General features: G+C 70.9%; 12 protein-coding genes. 10 read left to right on the forward strand and 2 right to left on the reverse strand.

Translation table 11 applies throughout. The features are described from left to right. Positions 1-85: 85 nt before the first annotated feature. Positions 86-1,027 (reverse strand): sugar phosphate isomerase/epimerase family protein, encoded by a 942-nt coding sequence (locus OIC96_RS30870; protein ID WP_330304718.1) that lies wholly within the window; start codon positions 1,025-1,027, stop codon positions 86-88. Positions 1,028-1,150: 123 nt separating this feature from the next. On the opposite strand from OIC96_RS30870, the gene iolC reads away from it, so the two are divergent. From iolC to mmsA, 5 genes are all read left to right on the forward strand, one after another. Beyond that, positions 1,151-2,134, forward strand: a complete 984-nt coding sequence (gene iolC, locus OIC96_RS30875) for a 5-dehydro-2-deoxygluconokinase (RefSeq protein WP_330304717.1) — start codon at positions 1,151-1,153, stop codon at positions 2,132-2,134. Between the two features lie 101 nt (positions 2,135-2,235). Continuing rightward, positions 2,236-3,111 (forward strand): Cgl0159 family (beta/alpha)8-fold protein, encoded by an 876-nt coding sequence (locus OIC96_RS30880; RefSeq protein WP_443058563.1) that lies wholly within the window; start codon positions 2,236-2,238, stop codon positions 3,109-3,111. Between the two features lie 7 nt (positions 3,112-3,118). Next, positions 3,119-3,970 (forward strand): 5-deoxy-glucuronate isomerase, encoded by an 852-nt coding sequence (iolB, locus tag OIC96_RS30885; protein ID WP_330304716.1) that lies wholly within the window; start codon positions 3,119-3,121, stop codon positions 3,968-3,970. Further along, positions 3,967-5,853 (forward strand): 3D-(3,5/4)-trihydroxycyclohexane-1,2-dione acylhydrolase (decyclizing), encoded by a 1,887-nt coding sequence (gene iolD, locus OIC96_RS30890; RefSeq protein WP_330304715.1) that lies wholly within the window; start codon positions 3,967-3,969, stop codon positions 5,851-5,853. Before iolB ends, iolD begins: the two co-directional genes overlap by 4 nt. Before the next feature lie 14 nt (positions 5,854-5,867). Further along, on the forward strand, positions 5,868-7,370 hold the full coding sequence (mmsA, locus tag OIC96_RS30895) for a CoA-acylating methylmalonate-semialdehyde dehydrogenase (RefSeq protein WP_330304714.1): 1,503 nt from the start codon (positions 5,868-5,870) through the stop codon (positions 7,368-7,370). A 90-nt stretch (positions 7,371-7,460) separates the two neighbouring features. Here the strand turns inward: mmsA and OIC96_RS30900 are convergent, their stop codons facing one another. Next, positions 7,461-8,309, reverse strand: coding sequence for a hypothetical protein (locus OIC96_RS30900; protein ID WP_330304713.1), 849 nt, complete (start codon positions 8,307-8,309; stop codon positions 7,461-7,463). Between the two features lie 407 nt (positions 8,310-8,716). Between OIC96_RS30900 and OIC96_RS30905 the strand changes: the two genes are divergently transcribed. The 5 genes from OIC96_RS30905 to OIC96_RS30925 all read left to right on the forward strand — a co-directional run bounded on the left by OIC96_RS30905 (position 8,717) and on the right by OIC96_RS30925 (position 17,679). After that, complete coding sequence (locus OIC96_RS30905) at positions 8,717-10,126, forward strand: APC family permease (protein WP_330304712.1); 1,410 nt, start codon at positions 8,717-8,719, stop codon at positions 10,124-10,126. 237 nt (positions 10,127-10,363) lie between these two features. After that, on the forward strand, positions 10,364-13,009 hold the full coding sequence (locus tag OIC96_RS30910; protein WP_330304711.1) for an alpha/beta fold hydrolase: 2,646 nt from the start codon (positions 10,364-10,366) through the stop codon (positions 13,007-13,009). Then, complete coding sequence (locus OIC96_RS30915) at positions 13,006-13,869, forward strand: ABC transporter permease (protein WP_330304710.1); 864 nt, start codon at positions 13,006-13,008, stop codon at positions 13,867-13,869. The genes OIC96_RS30910 and OIC96_RS30915 overlap by 4 nt, the downstream gene beginning before the upstream one ends. A 159-nt stretch (positions 13,870-14,028) precedes the next feature. Next, positions 14,029-15,633 carry a vWA domain-containing protein gene (locus OIC96_RS30920; protein WP_330304709.1) on the forward strand — a complete coding sequence of 535 codons (1,605 nt, stop codon included), beginning with the start codon at positions 14,029-14,031 and terminating at the stop codon, positions 15,631-15,633. 126 nt (positions 15,634-15,759) lie between these two features. After that, a complete protein-coding gene (locus OIC96_RS30925) occupies positions 15,760-17,679 on the forward strand; it encodes an AMP-dependent synthetase/ligase (RefSeq protein ID WP_330304708.1) in 1,920 nt (639 codons plus the stop codon). Positions 17,680-17,703 lie beyond the last annotated feature (24 nt).

The raw sequence follows: 17,703 nt of genomic DNA on the forward strand, positions 1-17,703 counted from the left end.
CCTGAAGGCCGGAGAGCCGGAGAGCCCGAGAGCCGGAAGGCCCGCCGAGCCCCGGGCTCCCGACGGGCCTCCACGGCCACGGCGATCAGGCCCCGCAGGACCTCAGGAACGCCCGGGTCCGCTGGGCGATCGGCAGCGGCTTGTCCGGTGGGCAGGGGTACATGTCCTGCTCCACGATCGCGAACAGGTCGACGTCGAGCCGCTGCGCGGCGGCGAGGACGGGCTCAAGGGCCGGTACCCCGGACGGCGGTTCGCACATCACGCCACGGGCCACGGCGGGCCCGAACGGCACCTCGTTCGCCCGCACCTCGGCCAGGATCAGCGGGTCCACCTGCTTGAGGTGGAGGTAGCCGATGCGCTCGCCGTAGGTCTCGATGAGCTTGACGCTGTCGCCGCCGCAGTACGCGTAGTGGCCCGTGTCCAGGCACAGCGACACGAGCGAGGAGTCGGTCGCGTCGAGGAAACGCGTGACGTTCTCCTCGCTGTCGATGTGCGTGTCGGCGTGCGGGTGGACGACGAGCCGCAGTCCGTAGCGCTCGCGCACCTCATGGGCGAGCCGCTCGGTCTGGGCGGTCAGATGGCGCCACTGCGCCGGCGTCAGCGTGCTGTCCTCCAGCACCTCGCCCGTCTTGTCGTCCCGCCAGAAGGCCGGGATGACGACGAGGTGCTCGGCACCCATCGCCTGGGTGAGCGCCGCGATGTCCGAGACATGCGCCCAGGTGGACTCCCACACCTCCGGGCCCCGGTGCAGCCCGGTGAAGACCGTGCCGGCCGAGACGGTGAGCCCGCGCCGCGCGGTCTCCTCCTTGAGGACGGCCGGATCGGTGGGCAGATAGCCGTACGGGCCCAGCTCGATCCACTCGTACCCCGACGTGGAGACCTCGTCGAGGAAGCGCTGCCAGGGAACCTGCTGGGGGTCGTCGGGGAACCAGACGCCCCAGGAGTCGGGAGCCGAACCGATCCGGATGCGGGACAGTGAGGACGGAGGCGACGACTGCGGCGATGACTGTGGTGACAACGACGTCATGGGCGTCAGCTTCCGGCGACCCCCGGAGAGGTGTCAAGGCCTCGTCCGAATGTCTGGACAAAACGTTGACAGGGCTCCCCGCGCGGGACTACACCTGGGGACAGCCGTAGCGAAGGGAAGTCGATGGCGTACGACCTGATCACCATGGGGCGGATCGGTGTGGATCTGTACCCGTTGCAGACGGGAGTCCCGCTGGCGCAGGTGACGTCCTTCGGGAAGTTCCTCGGGGGCTCGGCGACCAATGTCGCGGTGGCCGCCGCCCGGCTCGGCCGTCGTACGGCGGTGATCACCCGAACGGGTGCGGACCCCTTCGGCACCTACCTCCACGAGGCGCTGCGCGACTTCGGCGTCGACGACCGCTGGGTCACCCCGGTCCCCGGTCTGCCGACCCCGGTCACCTTCTGCGAGGTCTTCCCGCCGGACGACTTCCCGCTCTACTTCTACCGGCAGCCCAAGGCCCCCGACCTGGAGATCGACGCGCACGACCTCGACCTGGACGCCATCCGGGAGGCCCGCGTCTTCTGGATGACGGGCACGGGCCTGAGTGAGGAGCCCAGCCGCACGGCCACCCTCGCGGCGCTGGCCCACCGCGCCAAGTCCGGTACGACGGTCTTCGACCTCGACTGGCGGCCCATGTTTTGGAAAGACACAGCCTGGAAAGACACCGCCCGGCAGGACCCGGCCGCCTCCGCCCGCGCCTTCTACGCCGAGGCCCTGCGCCACGCCACCGTCGCCGTGGGCAACGTCGACGAGGTCGAGATCGCCACCGGTGAGCGCGAACCGCACGCCGCCGCCCGCGCCCTCCTCGACGCCGGTGTCGAACTCGCCGTCGTGAAGCAGGGCCCCAAAGGTGTCCTCGCCGTCCACCGCGACGGCACGACGGCCGAGGTCCCGCCCCTCCCGGTGACCGTCCTCAACGGCCTCGGCGCCGGTGACGCCTTCGGCGGCTCCCTGTGCCACGGCCTGCTCGCGGGCTGGGACCTGGAGCGGATCATGCGGCACGCGAACGCCGCCGGCGCCATCGTCGCGTCCCGCCTGGAGTGCTCCTCCGCGATGCCGACACCCGAAGAGGTCGGACACGCCCTCATGGCGGGAGCGGTGCGGTGAGGGCGGGCCACGTCGGGGGCGCGCGCCACGAAGGGGGCGACGCCTCCACCGAGAAGGGCACCCCCACCACGTACGAGCGACTGCGCTCCCCGCATCCGAGGGTGGACATCGCCGACCTCGTCCGCACCCGCACCCACCACCCCGAGGCGATCGCCGAGGCCGCCGCCCGCCGTACCCGTCGCCCCCTTGTCGACGACTCGGGCCGGCTGATGATCGTCGCCGCGGACCACCCGGCCCGGGGCGCCCTGGCCGTCGGCGACCGTACGTTCGCCATGGCGGGCCGCGCCGACCTCCTGGAGCGGCTCTGCCTGGCCCTGTCCCGTCCCGGCGTCGACGGCGTTCTCGCCACCGCCGACATCCTCGACGACCTGCTGCTGCTCGGCGCGCTCGACGGCAAGGTGGTCATCGGCTCCATGAACCGTGGTGGACTCGCGGGCGCCGCCTTCGAGTTGGACGACCGGTTCACCGGGCACCGCCCGCGCGACATCGAGCGGCTCGGCTTCGACGCGGGCAAGCTGCTGCTGCGCATCGACTACGACGACCCGGGCTCGCTGCGCACCCTGGAGTCCACCGCCCGGGTCATCGACGAGATGGCGGAGCGCCGGCTCCCGGTCTTCGTCGAGCCGTTCCTGTGCCGCCGCCGCGACGACGGCACCCTGCGCAACGACCTGAGCGCCGAGGCCGTCACCAAGTCCATCGCCATCGCCAGCGGCCTGGGCGGCAGTTCGGCGTACACCTGGCTGAAGGTCCCCGTCACCGAGAACCCCGACGACATGGCCCGTGTCATGGAGACCTCCACGCTGCCCGCCGTCGTCCTCGGCGGCGAGGTCGGCGAGGATCAGGAGGGCGCGTACGAGAAGTGGCGGGGCGCGCTCCAACTCCCCACCGTGCAGGGGCTGGTGGTCGGCCGTTCGCTGCTGTATCCGGCGGACGGCGATGTGGCCGGGGCCGTGGACACCGCAGTAGGACTGCTGTGAGGGCCGCATGACCAAGGAGCTGTACGTCCCCAGGGGCAGCACCGCCGACGCGTACTACGTACTCGACATCGACCCCGAGCGTGCCGGCTGGACCCACAGCAGCCTGCGGATCGTGGAGCTGGGGCCCGGCGGTACGCACACCTTCACCACCGGGGACAGCGAGTGGATCGTGCTCCCGCTCGGCGGCGGCTGCACGGTGCGCATAAAGGACGGCATGGAGGAAGAAGAGTTCACCCTCCTGGGCAGGGAGAGCGTGTTCGCCGGAGTCTCCGACTTCGCGTACATGCCCCGTGACGCCCGGGTCCAGATCGCCTCCGGCGTGGGAGGCCGCTTCGCCCTGGCAGGAGCGAAGTGCGAGCGCCGACTCCCCGCCCGCTACGGCCCCGCGCCGGAGGTTCCCGTCGAAGACCGCGGCAGCGGCGACTGCGCCCGCCAGGTGCGCAATTTCGCCTCCGCCGACGCCTTCGACTGCGACAGGCTCATCGCCGTCGAGGTCGTCACCCCCGGCGGCAACTGGTCCTCGTACCCGCCGCACAAGCACGACGAGCACCGGCCGGGCGAGGAGAGCGAACTGGAAGAGATCTACTACTTCGAGATCGACGGTCCGAACGGATTCGGCTATCAGCGCGTATTCCCTTCGCGCGAGGGCGGATCCGACGTCCTCGCCGAGGTCCGCACCGGCGATGCCGTCCTGGTACCTGACGGATGGCACGGCCCGTCCATCGCCCAGCCCGGCCACACGATGTACTACCTGAATGTGATGGCCGGACCGGGCAAGGACAGGGAGTGGCGGATCTGCTTCCACCCGGACCACGTAAACAGCACAGACGACACAGCGAGCACAAAGGGATACCGATGACCTCAACGACGAGGCTGACGGTCGCACAGGCGCTGGTGCGGTTCCTGGCCGTCCAGTACACGGAACGGGACGGCGAGAACCGGCAGCGGCTGATCGGCGCCACCTGGGGCATCTTCGGCCACGGCAATGTCGCCGGGCTCGGCCAGGCGCTCGTCGAGTACGCCGACGACATGCCGTACCACCAGGGCCGTAACGAGCAGTCCATGGTGCATGCGGCGGTCGGCTACGCACGGCAGAGCAACCGGCTGTCGGCGCACGCCGTGACCACCTCCATCGGCCCCGGCGCCACGAACCTCGTCACCGGCGCCGCCCTCGCGACCATCAACCACCTCCCGGTGCTGCTCCTGCCCGGTGACGTCTTCGCGACCCGCCCCGCCGATCCGGTGCTCCAGCAGCTCGAAGTCCCGTACGCGGGCGATGTGTCGGTCAACGACTGTCTGCGCCCGGTGTCGAAGTACTTCGACCGGATCACCCGCCCCGAGGCCTTGATCCCGGCCGCCCTGCAGGCGATGCGCGTGCTCACCGACCCGGTCGAGACCGGCGCGGTCACGCTCGCGCTGCCGCAGGACGTGCAGGCGGAGGCGTACGACTGGCCGGAGGAGTTCTTCGCCGAGCGGACCTGGACCGTACGCCGCCCGGCGCCCGACGCGTCCGAACTGGCCGCCGCCGTCACGACGATCCGCGAGGCCCGACGCCCCCTGATCGTCGCGGGCGGCGGTGTCCACCACAGCCGCGCCGAGGAGGCGCTCGCCGAACTCGCCGCCACCACCCGCATCCCCGTCGCCTCCACCCAGGCGGGCAAGGGGTCCCTGCGCTGGGACCACCCCCAGGACGTCGGCGGCATCGGCCACACCGGCACGGCGACCGCCGACGAACTCGCCCGCACCGCCGACCTGGTGATCGGCGTCGGCACCCGCTACACCGACTTCACCACCGCCTCCGGCACCCTCTTCACCGCCTCGAACGTCCGCTTCCTGAACCTCAGCATCGCGCCCTACGACGGCCACAAGCTCTCCGGGCAGACGCTGATCGCGGACGCGCGCGTGGGACTCGAAGAGCTCACCGAGGCGCTGCTGCTGCACAAGCACCGCGCCGAGCCCGCGTACGTCACCGAGTACACCGACGACAAGGAGCGCTGGGAGTACCGCGTCGACGCCGCGTACGAGGCCGAGGACCCGGACATCCGGCCCACCCAGCCGCAGGTCCTCGGCATACTCGACGAGCTGGTCGACGAGGACGACATCCTGATCAACGCGGCCGGCTCGCTCCCCGGCGACCTGCACAAACTGTGGCGGGCGCGCTCGCGCGACCAGTACCACGTCGAGTACGGCTACTCGTGCATGGGCTACGAGATCCCGGCCGCGATCGGCGTACGGATGGCCGCCCCCGACCGTCCGGTCTGGGCGCTGGTCGGCGACGGCACGTATCTGATGATGCCGACGGAGATCGTCACCGCCGTGCAGGAGGGCGTCGCGATCAAGGTCCTCATCGTGCAGAACCACGGGTACGCCTCCATCGGCGGCCTCTCCGAGTCCGTGGGCGGCGAGCGGTACGGCACGGCGTACCGCTACCGCTCCGAGGACCGTACGTACACGGGGGCGCCGCTGCCCGTCGACCTCGCGGCCAACGCGGCCAGCCTGGGCATGCGGGTCCTACGCGCGAAGACCGTACGTGACCTGCGGGCGGCCCTCGCCGAGGCGCGGGCCGCGGACACTCCCACATGTGTCTACGTGGAGACCGAAACGGCAGACACAGTGTCGGGCGCGCCTCCGGCTCAAGCCTGGTGGGATGTACCTGTGGCCGAGACCGCGACCCGATCGTCGGCGGTCAAGGCGCGCGAGGAGTACGACCGGCACGTCGCTGCCCGACGCCGCCATCTGTGAAGGAGTTTTTGGCCATGACGAAGACCGTCAACCACTGGATCGGTGGCAAGACTGTCGAGGGTGTGTCGGGTACGTACGGGCCGGTCACCGACCCGGCGACCGGCGCCGTGACCACGCAGGTCGCCTTCGCGACCGTCGACGAGGTCGACGCGGCGGTCGCCGCCGCCAAGGACGCCTACGCGACCTGGGGCCAGTCCTCGCTGGCCAAGCGGACCACGATCCTCTTCAAGTTCCGCGCGCTGCTCGACGCGAACCGTGACGCGATCGCCGAGCTGATCACCGCCGAGCACGGCAAGGTCCACTCGGACGCGCTCGGCGAGGTCGCGCGCGGCCTGGAGATCGTCGACCTGGCGTGCGGGATCACCGTGCAGCTGAAGGGTGAGCTGTCGACCGAGGTGGCGAGCCGGGTCGACGTCTCGTCCATCCGCCAGCCGCTGGGTGTCGTCGCCGGCATCACGCCGTTCAACTTCCCGGCCATGGTGCCGATGTGGATGTTCCCGATCGCCATCGCGTGCGGCAACACCTTCGTGCTGAAGCCGTCCGAGAAGGACCCGTCGGCCGCCATGAAGATCGCCGAGCTGCTCGCCGAGGCCGGTCTGCCGGACGGCGTCTTCAACGTCGTCCACGGTGACAAGGTGGCCGTCGACCGTCTCCTGGAGCACCCGGACGTCAAGGCGGTGTCCTTCGTCGGCTCCACGCCGATCGCCCGCTACATCCACACCACCGCCGCCGCGAACCACAAGCGCGTCCAGGCGCTCGGCGGCGCCAAGAACCACATGCTGGTCCTCCCGGACGCCGACCTGGACGCGGCCGCCGACGCCGCCGTCTCGGCCGCGTACGGCTCGGCGGGCGAGCGCTGCATGGCGATCTCCGCCGTCGTGGCCGTCGGTTCCATCGGCGACGAGCTGGTCGAGAAGATCCGCGAGCGCGCCGAGAAGATCAAGATCGGCCCCGGCAACGACCCGACGTCCGAGATGGGCCCGCTCATCACGGCCGTCCACCGCGACAAGGTCGCGTCGTACGTGCACGGTGCGGCGGCGCAGGGCTCCGAGGTCGTCCTGGACGGCACCGGCTACACGGTCGAGGGCTTCGAGGACGGCCACTGGATCGGCCTCTCGCTCCTCGACCGCGTTCCGGTGACGGCGGACGCGTACAAGGACGAGATCTTCGGCCCGGTGCTGTGCGTGCTGCGCGTCGACACCTACGAGGAGGGTGTCGCCCTCATCAACAACTCGCCGTTCGGCAACGGCACCGCGATCTTCACCCGGGACGGCGGCGCCGCCCGCCGCTTCCAGCTGGAGATCGAGGCGGGCATGGTCGGCGTGAACGTGCCGATCCCGGTGCCCGTCGGCTACCACTCCTTCGGTGGCTGGAAGGACTCCCTCTTCGGAGACCACCACATCTACGGCAACGACGGCACGCACTTCTACACCCGCGGCAAGGTCGTCACCACCCGCTGGCCGGACCCGTCCGAGGCGCCGACCGGCGTCGACCTGGGCTTCCCGCGCAACCACTGAGGCCGTAGGGCCGCTGTGGCCGTACGACCACCGGTGCCCCGCCCCTCCCACGAGGGGCGGGGCACCGCCGTGTTCAGCCCTGCCGCTGCTTCAGCCCTGCTGCTCGGCGGCCTTCTTCATCAGCTCGGTCACGTCGCCGGTCTGCGCCGCGGGCGGGGCCTTGACGTCGGCGGTGGCACCGAACTTCTTGAAGTCCATGGTGACCGTCATGGTGCCGAACACCTCCTTCAGCCGGACCGGCAGGTCCTTGGCGCCGACCCAGACGTCCATGGTGATCGAGTCGGAGCCGCCGGTCACCGAGTTGAAGAGGGTGCCCTGGTTCCCGGACCCGTAGGCGTCCTTGAACTTGCCCATGTGGTCCTTGTCGATCACGGCCCGGTAGTGGGTCGTGCTCTTCCCGTCGACGGTCTCCTTGCCGAGGTCCTCGACGTCGTTCGCGTACTTGAGGCCCTTCATGGTGGCCGCCGGGCTGCCGGCGCCGGAGTTCCCGCTGAGCGCCTGGGCGCCCTTCTCGCCGAACATGGCCGACGCGTCGACCTTCATCCACTCCTTGCCCTTGAGCGGGCCGGAGGGCTGGGGGTCGGTGTCGTAGTAGTAGGCGCCGTCCACGAGCAGCATGCGGATCGACGGGTCGGTCGTCAGCGTCTGCATCTTCGCGGCCTTGGTGTCCATCTCGACGTCGTACGCGAAGCCGTCGCCCCAGGAGTAGGTGCCCTCCATGGCGATGGGGGCGCCGCCGTTCAGCTCGGTGGTCATCTTGACCTCGGCCGAGCCGAGCTGCTCGGTCCGGTCCGTCGCCCGCGTGAGCGCCGCCATGATCGTGTCGGCGTGGCTGACCGCCTCGGCCGTCTTCTTCGTGGTCTCGGCGCTGCACGCGGTCGTCCCGGCCAGCGCTGCCGCGGCCACCCCCGCCCAGACCGCGATACGTATGTGCTTCACGTGCCCCACCCCTAGTTGTGCGTCGTCTGTGAGGCAGGACTCTACTGTTCGGTAGGCGTCCGGAGTGCGGACCAATCTCGGCGAATTTTGACGCCTCGACTGCTGTTCTCGTCATTGGGTGATGAAACGGGTAGTGCAGGTGATTTGCTGATGCGGCCTTCAAAAGCAAGGTCACATTCCGCTAGGTCTTGATGATTGCCACATAGGGGCGTACGGGCCTGCGAAAGTGATGTGACCTGCGTCGCTCCGCTATTGCGGATTCCGTAGGTAAACGGCCATTGACGCAACGGTTTCCGTCAAGGTTCCATCAACGCCGGGAGCGATCGAAGAGACATACGACGCGAGCCGCCGGAGGCGATAACGCTCCCCCCGAATCACCTGACGCACGAGTCGATCGGAACCGCTTCATGACCGACACGCTCCGCCCTGTCGAGACCGCCGTCCTGGACGCCGCCCCCACGGCGTCCGGCAGCCCCCAAAAGCTCAAGCGCTCCATCGGCATCGTCGGCGGCACCCTGCTGACGCTCTCGTGCGTGACGCCGGCCTCGACGCTGTTCGTGGTCGTGCCCGACCTGTTCTCGTCCCTCGGCACCGCGACCGCGCTCACCATCGCGATCGGCTCGCTGCTCTGTATCGCCGTGGCGTTCTGCTACTCGGAGCTGGGCACCCTCATCCCCAGCGCGGGCGGCGAGTACGCCATGGTGTCGACGCTGGCCGGACGGCTCGCGGGCTGGCTGGTCTTCGTGCTCTCCCTGCTGGTGGTCATGATCGTGCCGCCGGTGATCGCGATGGGCACGGCGGACTACCTGGCGCCGATCGTGCACCTCAACCCGTCCTACGCGGGCGCCGGGGTCATGCTGCTCGCCACCCTCGCCGGTCTGCTCGACCTGCGGGCCAACGCCTGGATCACCGGCGTCTTCCTGGTCCTCGAAGTCATCGCGGCGGGCGTCGTGGCCGTCCTGGGCTTCACGCACAGCCAGCGCGGCGCCGGCAGCCTGGTCTCGATGCAGGTCGCGGGCTCCGGCGGCCACACGGACACCGTGACGGCCATGCTGGTCGTCTCAGGGCTCGCGATCGCCCTCTTCGTCACCCAGGGCTTCTCGACCGCGGTCTACCTCTCCGAGGAACTGGAGAACCCGCGCCGCAACGTCGCCCGTACGGTCCTGGCCACCCTCGCCATCTCCACGGTCATCATCCTGGTCCCGGTCGTCGCCATCACCATGGGCGCCTCCGACCTGTCGACCCTGACCGGCGGCGACATCAGCTCCATGGTCACCGCCTGGTCCAACTCGGCCGTCGGCACCTTCGTCAGCCTCTGCGTCGCCCTCGCGATCATCAACGCGGGCATCGTCATGGTCATCCAGAACTCCCGGGTGCTGTTCGCCTCGGCCCGCGACAAGGCGTGGCCCGAGCCCGTCAACAAGGGCCTCGCGCGGCTCGGCCGCTTCGGCTCCCCCTGGGTCGCCACCCTCCTCGTGGGCGTCCCCGGCGCGCTGCTCTGCTTCGTCAACCTGGACACCCTGTACGGCGTGACCGGTGTGTCGGTGACGGGCATGTACCTGCTGGTCGCGGTCGCCGCGCTGCTCTCCCGCCGCGGCAAGCACGCCCACACGTCCGCCTGGCGCATGCCGCTGTGGCCCGCGATGCCGGTCCTTCTGATCGCGGTCCTCGCCTACATCCTGAGCCAGCAGGAGACCACCTACCTGCTGTGGACCGGCGGCATCACGGCCGTCGCCACCCTGTACTGGGCCTTCTACCTGCGGCCGCGCCGCGAGACCCGCTGGCTGGTGTCGATCCCCGAGGACGCGCAGGCCTGACGGTCCACCCGAAGTCCCACGTCACCACCGTGCACGTCCCGTCGTCCTTGCCACCCGCGCAGCGGTAGGTGGCAAGGACGACGTCAGTTCGTCGACGGTGATGGCGCGGCGCGGCTCAACGCCCCGCTCGTACCACGGACGCGGTATGCCGGCCCGGGCCCGTACTCCCGCGGGAGGGGCGCCGGTTCAACCCGGCGGGTGCGTTGGATGTCAGTCGGCACCCGTACCGTTGAGGGCATGGATCTTCGACTGCCCCGACCGCGCGGGCCCAGGCGGTGGATCGCGGCCGTGGCCGCGGCCGTCGTCGTGCTCGCCGGCGCGGGCACGTGGACGGCTGTCGCCTCGGACGACACCCCGCCCGTGCACCGCGCCGACCGTGTCATGGCCATGGGCGGCGGGGTGCGGATCGACACCTCGTACTTCACCGCGGGCCCGTCCTCGGACCGCCGCCCCGCCGTCCTGCTGGCGCACGGCTTCGGCGGCAGCAAGGAGGACGTACGGTCCGAGGCGGAGAAGCTCGCCCGCGACGGGTACGCGGTGCTGACCTGGTCGGCACGCGGCTTCGGGAAGTCCACCGGCAAGATCGGGCTGAACGACCCCAAGGGCGAGGTCGCCGATGTGTCGAAGCTGATCGACTGGCTGGCCGAGCGGCCGGAGGTCCAGCTCGACAAGAGCGGCGACCCGCGCGTGGGCGTCACCGGCGGCTCGTACGGAGGGGCGGTGTCCCTGCTGGCCGCCGCCTACGACCAGCGGGTCGACGCGATCGCCCCGGCGATCACGTACTGGAACCTGGCGGACTCCCTCTTCCCGAACGGGGTCTTCAAGAAGCTCTGGACCGGCATCTTCTTCAACTCCAGCGGCGGCTGCGACCAGTTCGAGGCCCAGCTGTGCGCGATGTACAACCGGGTCGCGGAGACCGGGAAGCCCGACGCGGCGGCCACGAAGATGCTGGAGGAGCGCAGCCCCTCCGCGGTCGGCGACCGCATCAAGGTGCCCACCCTCATCGTGCAGGGCCAGTCCGACTCCCTCTTCCCGCTCGGCCAGGCCGACGCGATGGCCAAGGCGATCCGCGCCAACGGCGCGCCCGTGGACGTCGACTGGATCTCCGGCGGGCACGACGGTGGCGAGATGGAGACCAGCCGCGTCGAGTCCCGCGTCGACTCCTGGTTCGACCGCTACCTGAAGGACGACAAGAACGCGGACACGGGCCCCGCCTTCCGCGTCACCCGCACCGGAGGCATCGACTCCACCGACGGCGCCGCCCAGCTGAGGGGCGCGAGCGGTGACACCTACCCCGGACTGGAGAGCGCACGGCACGCCATCGCGCTGAGCGGCAGCGAGCAGAGCTTCGAGAATCCGGCCGGCGCGAGCCCGCCCGCCATCTCGGCCCTCCCCGGCCTCGGCGGCTCGGGCGGCCTCGCCCAGCTCTCGTCCCTCGGAGTCGGGATCTCGATCGACTTCCCGGGCCAGTACGCCCAGTTCGAGTCCTCGGCGTTCGGCAGCGACCTGCGGATCACCGGATCGCCGACGGTGACGGCGCACATCAGGTCCAGCACCGACGACGCGGTCCTGTTCGCGAAGGTGTACGACGTCGGGCCGGGCGGCACCCAGCAGGTCCTGCCCTCGCAGCTGGTCACGCCGATCCGCGTCGAGGGCGCGAAGACCGGCAAGGACGTCACGATCACGCTGCCCGCCATCGACCACGAGGTGCAGAAGGGCCACCGGCTGCGCCTGGTCCTCGCCTCGACGGACCTCGGCTACGCGTCACCGGTGGCTCCGGCCACGTACACCGTGTCCCTGAAGAGCGACCTCCAGGTCCCCACCGCACCCGGTGTGACGACTGCCGCCGCGCCGCTGCCCGCCTGGGTGTGGTGGCTGCCGCTCGCCGGAGCGCTGGTCGCGCTGACGCTGCTGCTGACAGGCCGCCGCCGTACGACTCCGGGGGCGCCCGATCCCGAGCTGGCCGAAGTCCCACTCCAGATCACGGACCTGAGCAAGCGGTACGCGAAGTCGGCGGACCGGTACGCGGTACGCGACCTGTCGTTCCGCGTGGAGAAGGGCCAGGTCCTCGGTCTGCTCGGGCCGAACGGCGCGGGCAAGACGACCACCCTGCGCATGCTCATGGGCCTCATCAAGCCCGACGGCGGCGAGATCCGCGTCTTCGGGCACCAGATCCGGCCGGGCGCGCCCGTGCTCTCCCGGGTCGGGGCGTTCGTCGAGGGCGCGGGCTTCCTCCCGCACCTGTCGGGCCGCGAGAACCTGGAGCTGTACTGGCAGGCGACGGGCCGCCCGCCGGAGGACGCCCACCTGGAAGAGGCGCTGGCGATCGCGGGCCTCGGCGACGCGCTGGCCCGCGCGGTCCGCACCTACTCGCAGGGCATGCGGCAACGCCTCGCCATCGCCCAGGCGATGCTCGGCCTCCCGGACCTGCTGATCCTCGACGAACCGACCAACGGCCTCGACCCGCCACAGATCCGCGAGATGCGCGAGGTCATGATCCGTTACGCCGCCGCGGGCCGCACGGTCATCGTCTCCAGCCATCTCCTCGCGGAGGTCGAGCAGTCCTGCACCCACCTGGTCGTCATGGACCGCGGCCGGCTGATCCAGGCGGGCCCGGTCAGCGAGATCGTCGGCTCCGGCGACACCCTGCTCGTCGGCACCGGTTCGCCCGTGGACGAGCCGGTCGTCGAGAAGGTGGGCGCACTCCCGGGCGTGGCCTCGGCCGCCGCCACCGAGGGCGGGCTGCTGGTCCGCCTCGACCCCGGCGGAAGCGCACAACGCCTGGTCGTGGAGCTCGTGCGGCTCGAAGTGCCCGTGGCGTCGGTGGGCCCCCACCGCCGACTGGAAGACGCGTTCCTCACCCTGATCGGAGGCTCAGCATGAGCACGCTCGTCGAGCGGACCGAGACGGCCGACGGGTACCGGGCGCGCCGCACGCTTCCGCTGCGCGTGGAGCTGATCCGGCAGTTGAAGCGGCGCCGCACGCTGGTGATGGGCGCGATCCTCGCGGTGCTGCCCTTCGTCCTGGTCGCGGCGTTCGCGATCGGCGGCGACCCGGGCTCCCGGAACGGCCAGGTCACCCTGATGGACACGGCCACCGCGTCGGGCGCGAACTTCGCCGCGGTGAACCTGTTCGTGTCCGCGGGCTTCCTGCTGGTGATCCCGGTCGCGCTGTTCTGCGGGGACACCATCGCCTCCGAGGCGAGCTGGTCGTCGCTGCGCTATCTGCTGGCGGCCCCCGTGCCGCGGTCCCGGCTGCTGTGGTCCAAGCTCACCGTCGCGCTGGGCCTCAGCCTCGCCGCGATGGTGCTGCTGCCGGTCGTCGCGCTGGCGGTGGGCACCGCGGCCTACGGCTGGGGCCCCCTGGAGATCCCCACCGGCGGTGCGCTCTCCGCGGGCACCGCGACCCAGCGGCTCCTCGTGGTGATCGCATACATCTTCGTGTCCCAACTGGTCACCGCGGGCCTCGCGTTCTGGCTGTCGACCAAGACGGACGCGCCCCTGGGCGCGGTCGGCGGAGCGGTCGGCCTGACGATCGTGGGGAACGTCCTGGACGCGGTCACCGCCCTCGGCGACTGGCGCGACTTCCTGCCCGCGCACTGGCAGTTCGCCTGGGCCGACGCCGTTCAGCCGACCCCGGAGTGGGCCGGCATGATCCAGGGCACGGCGATTTCGATAACGTACGCGCTCGTGCTGTTCGCCCTGGCCTTCCGGGGTTTCCGGCGCAAGGACATCGTGTCGTAGGTCTCCGGAGGATCACCTACCGGTCTCGACGACCGCCCGCCGTGGCCGCTTCGAGATCCATCCGCAACGCTTCGGAGCGCACACTCCGGCCCCCTCGGACGTCACAGTCACAGACGTCGGCCCACATACAGGCCGCTCACTGAGGGGGCACAGATGGGGATGGACCATATACCTACGCGGACCACAGGCAGCCGTCGACTGTGCGGAACCCTGCTCGCCCTGACGGCGGCGGGCGCCCTGCTGCTGACGGGATGCGGCGCGGGCAGCGGCGGCAACTCCTCGGACGGCGCGAACAAATCCGGCGGCCGGAACCTCCCCCTGCCCGCCCCCGCCCAGCCGTCGGGCGGCACCGCCCAGGGCGAGCAGAACGGGTCACAGCAGGGCGAGCAGACCGGCGCCCCCGACCGCGAGGTCGCGCCGTCCCCCGACTACCTCTCCACCTTCGCCCTCGACGTCGACACCGCCTCGTACGGCTACGCCCGCCGTACCCTCGCGGGCGGGCACATCCCCAACCCCTCCACCATCCGCCCCGAGGAGTTCGTCAACAGCTTCCGCCAGGACTACGAACGCCCTGACGGCAACGGCTTCTCGGTCACTGTCGACGGCGCCCGCACGGACGACTCGCGCTGGTCGCTCGTCCGGGTCGGCCTCGCCACCCGCGCCGCCGACGGCGAGAGCGAACGTCCGCCCGCCGCCCTCACCTTCGTCATCGACGTCTCCGGTTCCATGCAGGAACCGGGCCGCCTCGACCTGGCGAAGGACTCCCTCGACGTGATGACGGACCGGCTGCGCGACGACGACTCGGTCGCCCTGGTCACCTTCAGCAGCGAGGCCGAGACCGTACTGCCGATGACCCGGCTCGGCGATCACCGCGGCCGAGTCCACGACGCGATCGACGGCCTGGAGCCGCAGGACTCGACCAACCTCGGCGCGGGCGTGGACCAGGGGTACGACACGGCTGTCGAGGGCCTGCGCGAGGGCGCCACCAATCGCGTGGTCCTGATCTCCGACGCGCTGGCCAACACGGGCGACACCGACGCGGACTCGATCCTGGAGCGCATCTCCGGTGCCCGCCGCGAGCACGGCATCACCCTCTTCGGCGTCGGCGTCGGCAGCGACTACGGCGACGCCCTCATGGAGCGCCTCGCCGACAAGGGCGACGGCCACACGACATACGTCTCCGACCGCGACGAGGCCCGCACCGTCTTCTGCGAGCAGCTCCCGCAGAACATCGACCTCACGGCCCGCGACGCCAAGGCGCAGGTCGCCTTCGACCCGCAGACGGTCGAGAAGTTCCGGCTGATCGGCTACGACGACCGCAAGGTCGCCGACGAGGACTTCCGCGACGACCGGGTGGACGGCGGAGAGGTGGGCCCCGGCCACACGGTCACGGCCCTCTACGCCGTCCGCACCAAGCCCGGCGCCTCCGGCCACCTCGCGACCGCGAGCGTCCGCTGGCTCGACCCCGACAGCCGCGCCCCGCACGAGGAATCCGGCCAGCTGGAGACGGGCTCCCTCCACGACGACCTGTGGACCTCGCCCCACGCCTTCCAAGTCGCCGCCGTGGCCGCCTACTTCGCCAACGCCCTGCGCGCGGACGGCGACGGCTGGAGCGCCCTCCCCGGCACCCTGCCCCTGGACGAACTCGCCACCCGCGCCCACAAACTGGCGAGCGCCTCCAAGGACAAGGCTGTCCAGGACCTCGCGACCGCGATCGACCAGGCGAACGACCTGGACATCTGCGACCTCGGCTGCACCACGTAGCCACGATGCCGACGCACCGCGCGGCCACGCTGCCGAACCCTGCGCGATCCCTGCGCGGTCCATTGAATTTCCGTTACGCCTGAGTAAGTTGACCGCAGAGTAAGCATCCTGCGACCGGGAGCCGTCATGGGCGTACGCAAGGATCTGAAACGGGCCAGGCAGCGCACCGACCTGGCCAGTCGCAGCACGGTGGAGCTGGTCAGGGACGCGGACGGCACGGTGCGTGAGGCGCGTACCGCCACGCTGGCGGCGACCCCCGCCGACGGCAGCACCGCCGACCTGCCCTTCACCAACGCGGCCAGGACACCGGACTCGGTCGTCCTGCGGCGCAAGGAGAACCACACCTGGCAGCCGGTCACCGCGGCCGCCTTCGCCCGTGAAGTCACCGACACGGCAAAGGGGTTGATCGCCGCAGGGCTCGAACCGGGCGGCCGGGTCGCGGTGATGTCGCGCACGCGCTACGAGTGGACGGTCCTCGACTTCGCGATCTGGGCGGCCGGCGGCCAGACCGTCCCGGTCTACGCGACCTCGTCCGCCGAGCAAGTGGAGTGGATCGTAAGGGACTCGGGGGCCCGCTTCGTGGTCGTCGAGACCGCCGAGAACGCGGCCACCGTGGCCACCGGCACGGCGCGGCACCCCGAACCCCCGCGCGTCTGGCAGCTCGACGGGGACGCGATCGGTGAACTCGCCGCCCAGGGGCGGGACATCCCCGACGAGGAGGTCGCCAAGCGCCGTGCCGCCCTCACCCCCGACACGGTCGCGACGGTCTGCTACACCTCCGGAACCACGGGCAAACCCAAGGGCTGTGTCCTCACGCACGCCAACCTGCACGCGCAGGCCGCCAACACGGTCGAGCTGCTGCACCCCATCTTCAAGGAGGTCACCGGCCAGACCGCCTCGACCCTCCTCTTCCTCCCGCTCGCCCACATCATGGGCCGCACCCTCCAGATCGCCTGCCTGATGGCCGGCATCGAGCTGGGCCACTGCCCGAGCATCAAGCCCGACGAACTCCGGCCCGCACTACGGGAGTTCCGCCCCACCTTCCTGGTCGGCGTCCCGTACCTCTTCGAGAAGATCCACGACACGGGACGCGCCACCGCCGAGAAGCTCGGCCGGGGCGCCTCCTTCGACCGCGCCGACCGCATCGGGGTCCGCTTCGGGGAGGCGTACCTGAACAAGTTCCTCGGCGTGGGCAAGGGGCCGGGGCCCGGCCTGTACGCCGCCTGGGCGCTGTACGACCTGCTGGTCTACCGCCGTATCCGCAAGGAACTCGGGGGCCGCGCCCACTACGCCATCAGCGGCGGCTCCCCGCTGGACCGCAACCTCAACCTCTTCTTCTACGCGGCCGGAATCATCGTCTACGAGGGCTACGGCCTGACCGAGACCACCGCCGCCGCCACCGTCGTCCCGCCCCTGAAACCCCGCCCCGGCACGGTCGGCCTCCCGGTCCCGGGCACGGCCGTCCGCATCGCCGACGACGGCGAGGTCCTCATCAAGGGCGGCATCGTCTTCGGCGCCTACTGGAACAACCCGGCGGCGACCGACGCCGTACTGACGGACGGCTGGTTCGCCACCGGCGACCTCGGCTCGCTCGACGACGACGGCTACCTCACCATCACCGGGCGCAAGAAGGACATCCTCGTCACCTCCGGCGGCAAGAACGTCTCGCCGGCCGTCCTGGAGGACCGGCTGCGCAGCCGCCCGCCGGTCGGCCAGTGCCTCGTCGTCGGCGACAACCGCCCCTACGTCGCCGCCCTGATCACCCTGGACCCCGAGTCCGTCGCCCACTGGCTCGCCGTCCGCAAACGGCCCGCGGACACCCCGCTGTCCGAGGTCGCCCTCGATCCCGGCATGCGCGCCGACGTTCAGAAGGCCGTGGACTACGCCAACGAGGCGGTCTCCCGGGCCGAGTCCATCCGTCGGTTCGCCCTGGTGGCGGGCGAGTTCTCCGAGGACAACGGCCTGCTCACCCCGTCCCTGAAGGTCAAGCGGCACGCGGTGACGGCGGCGTACGCGGCCGACATCGAGGCGCTGTACAAGCGCTGACGCAACGCAAAGCGGCGGGCACCG

Source organism: Streptomyces sp. NBC_00775, assembly GCF_036347135.1.
In the GTDB taxonomy this organism is placed as follows: Bacteria; Actinomycetota; Actinomycetes; order Streptomycetales; family Streptomycetaceae; genus Streptomyces; species Streptomyces lutosisoli.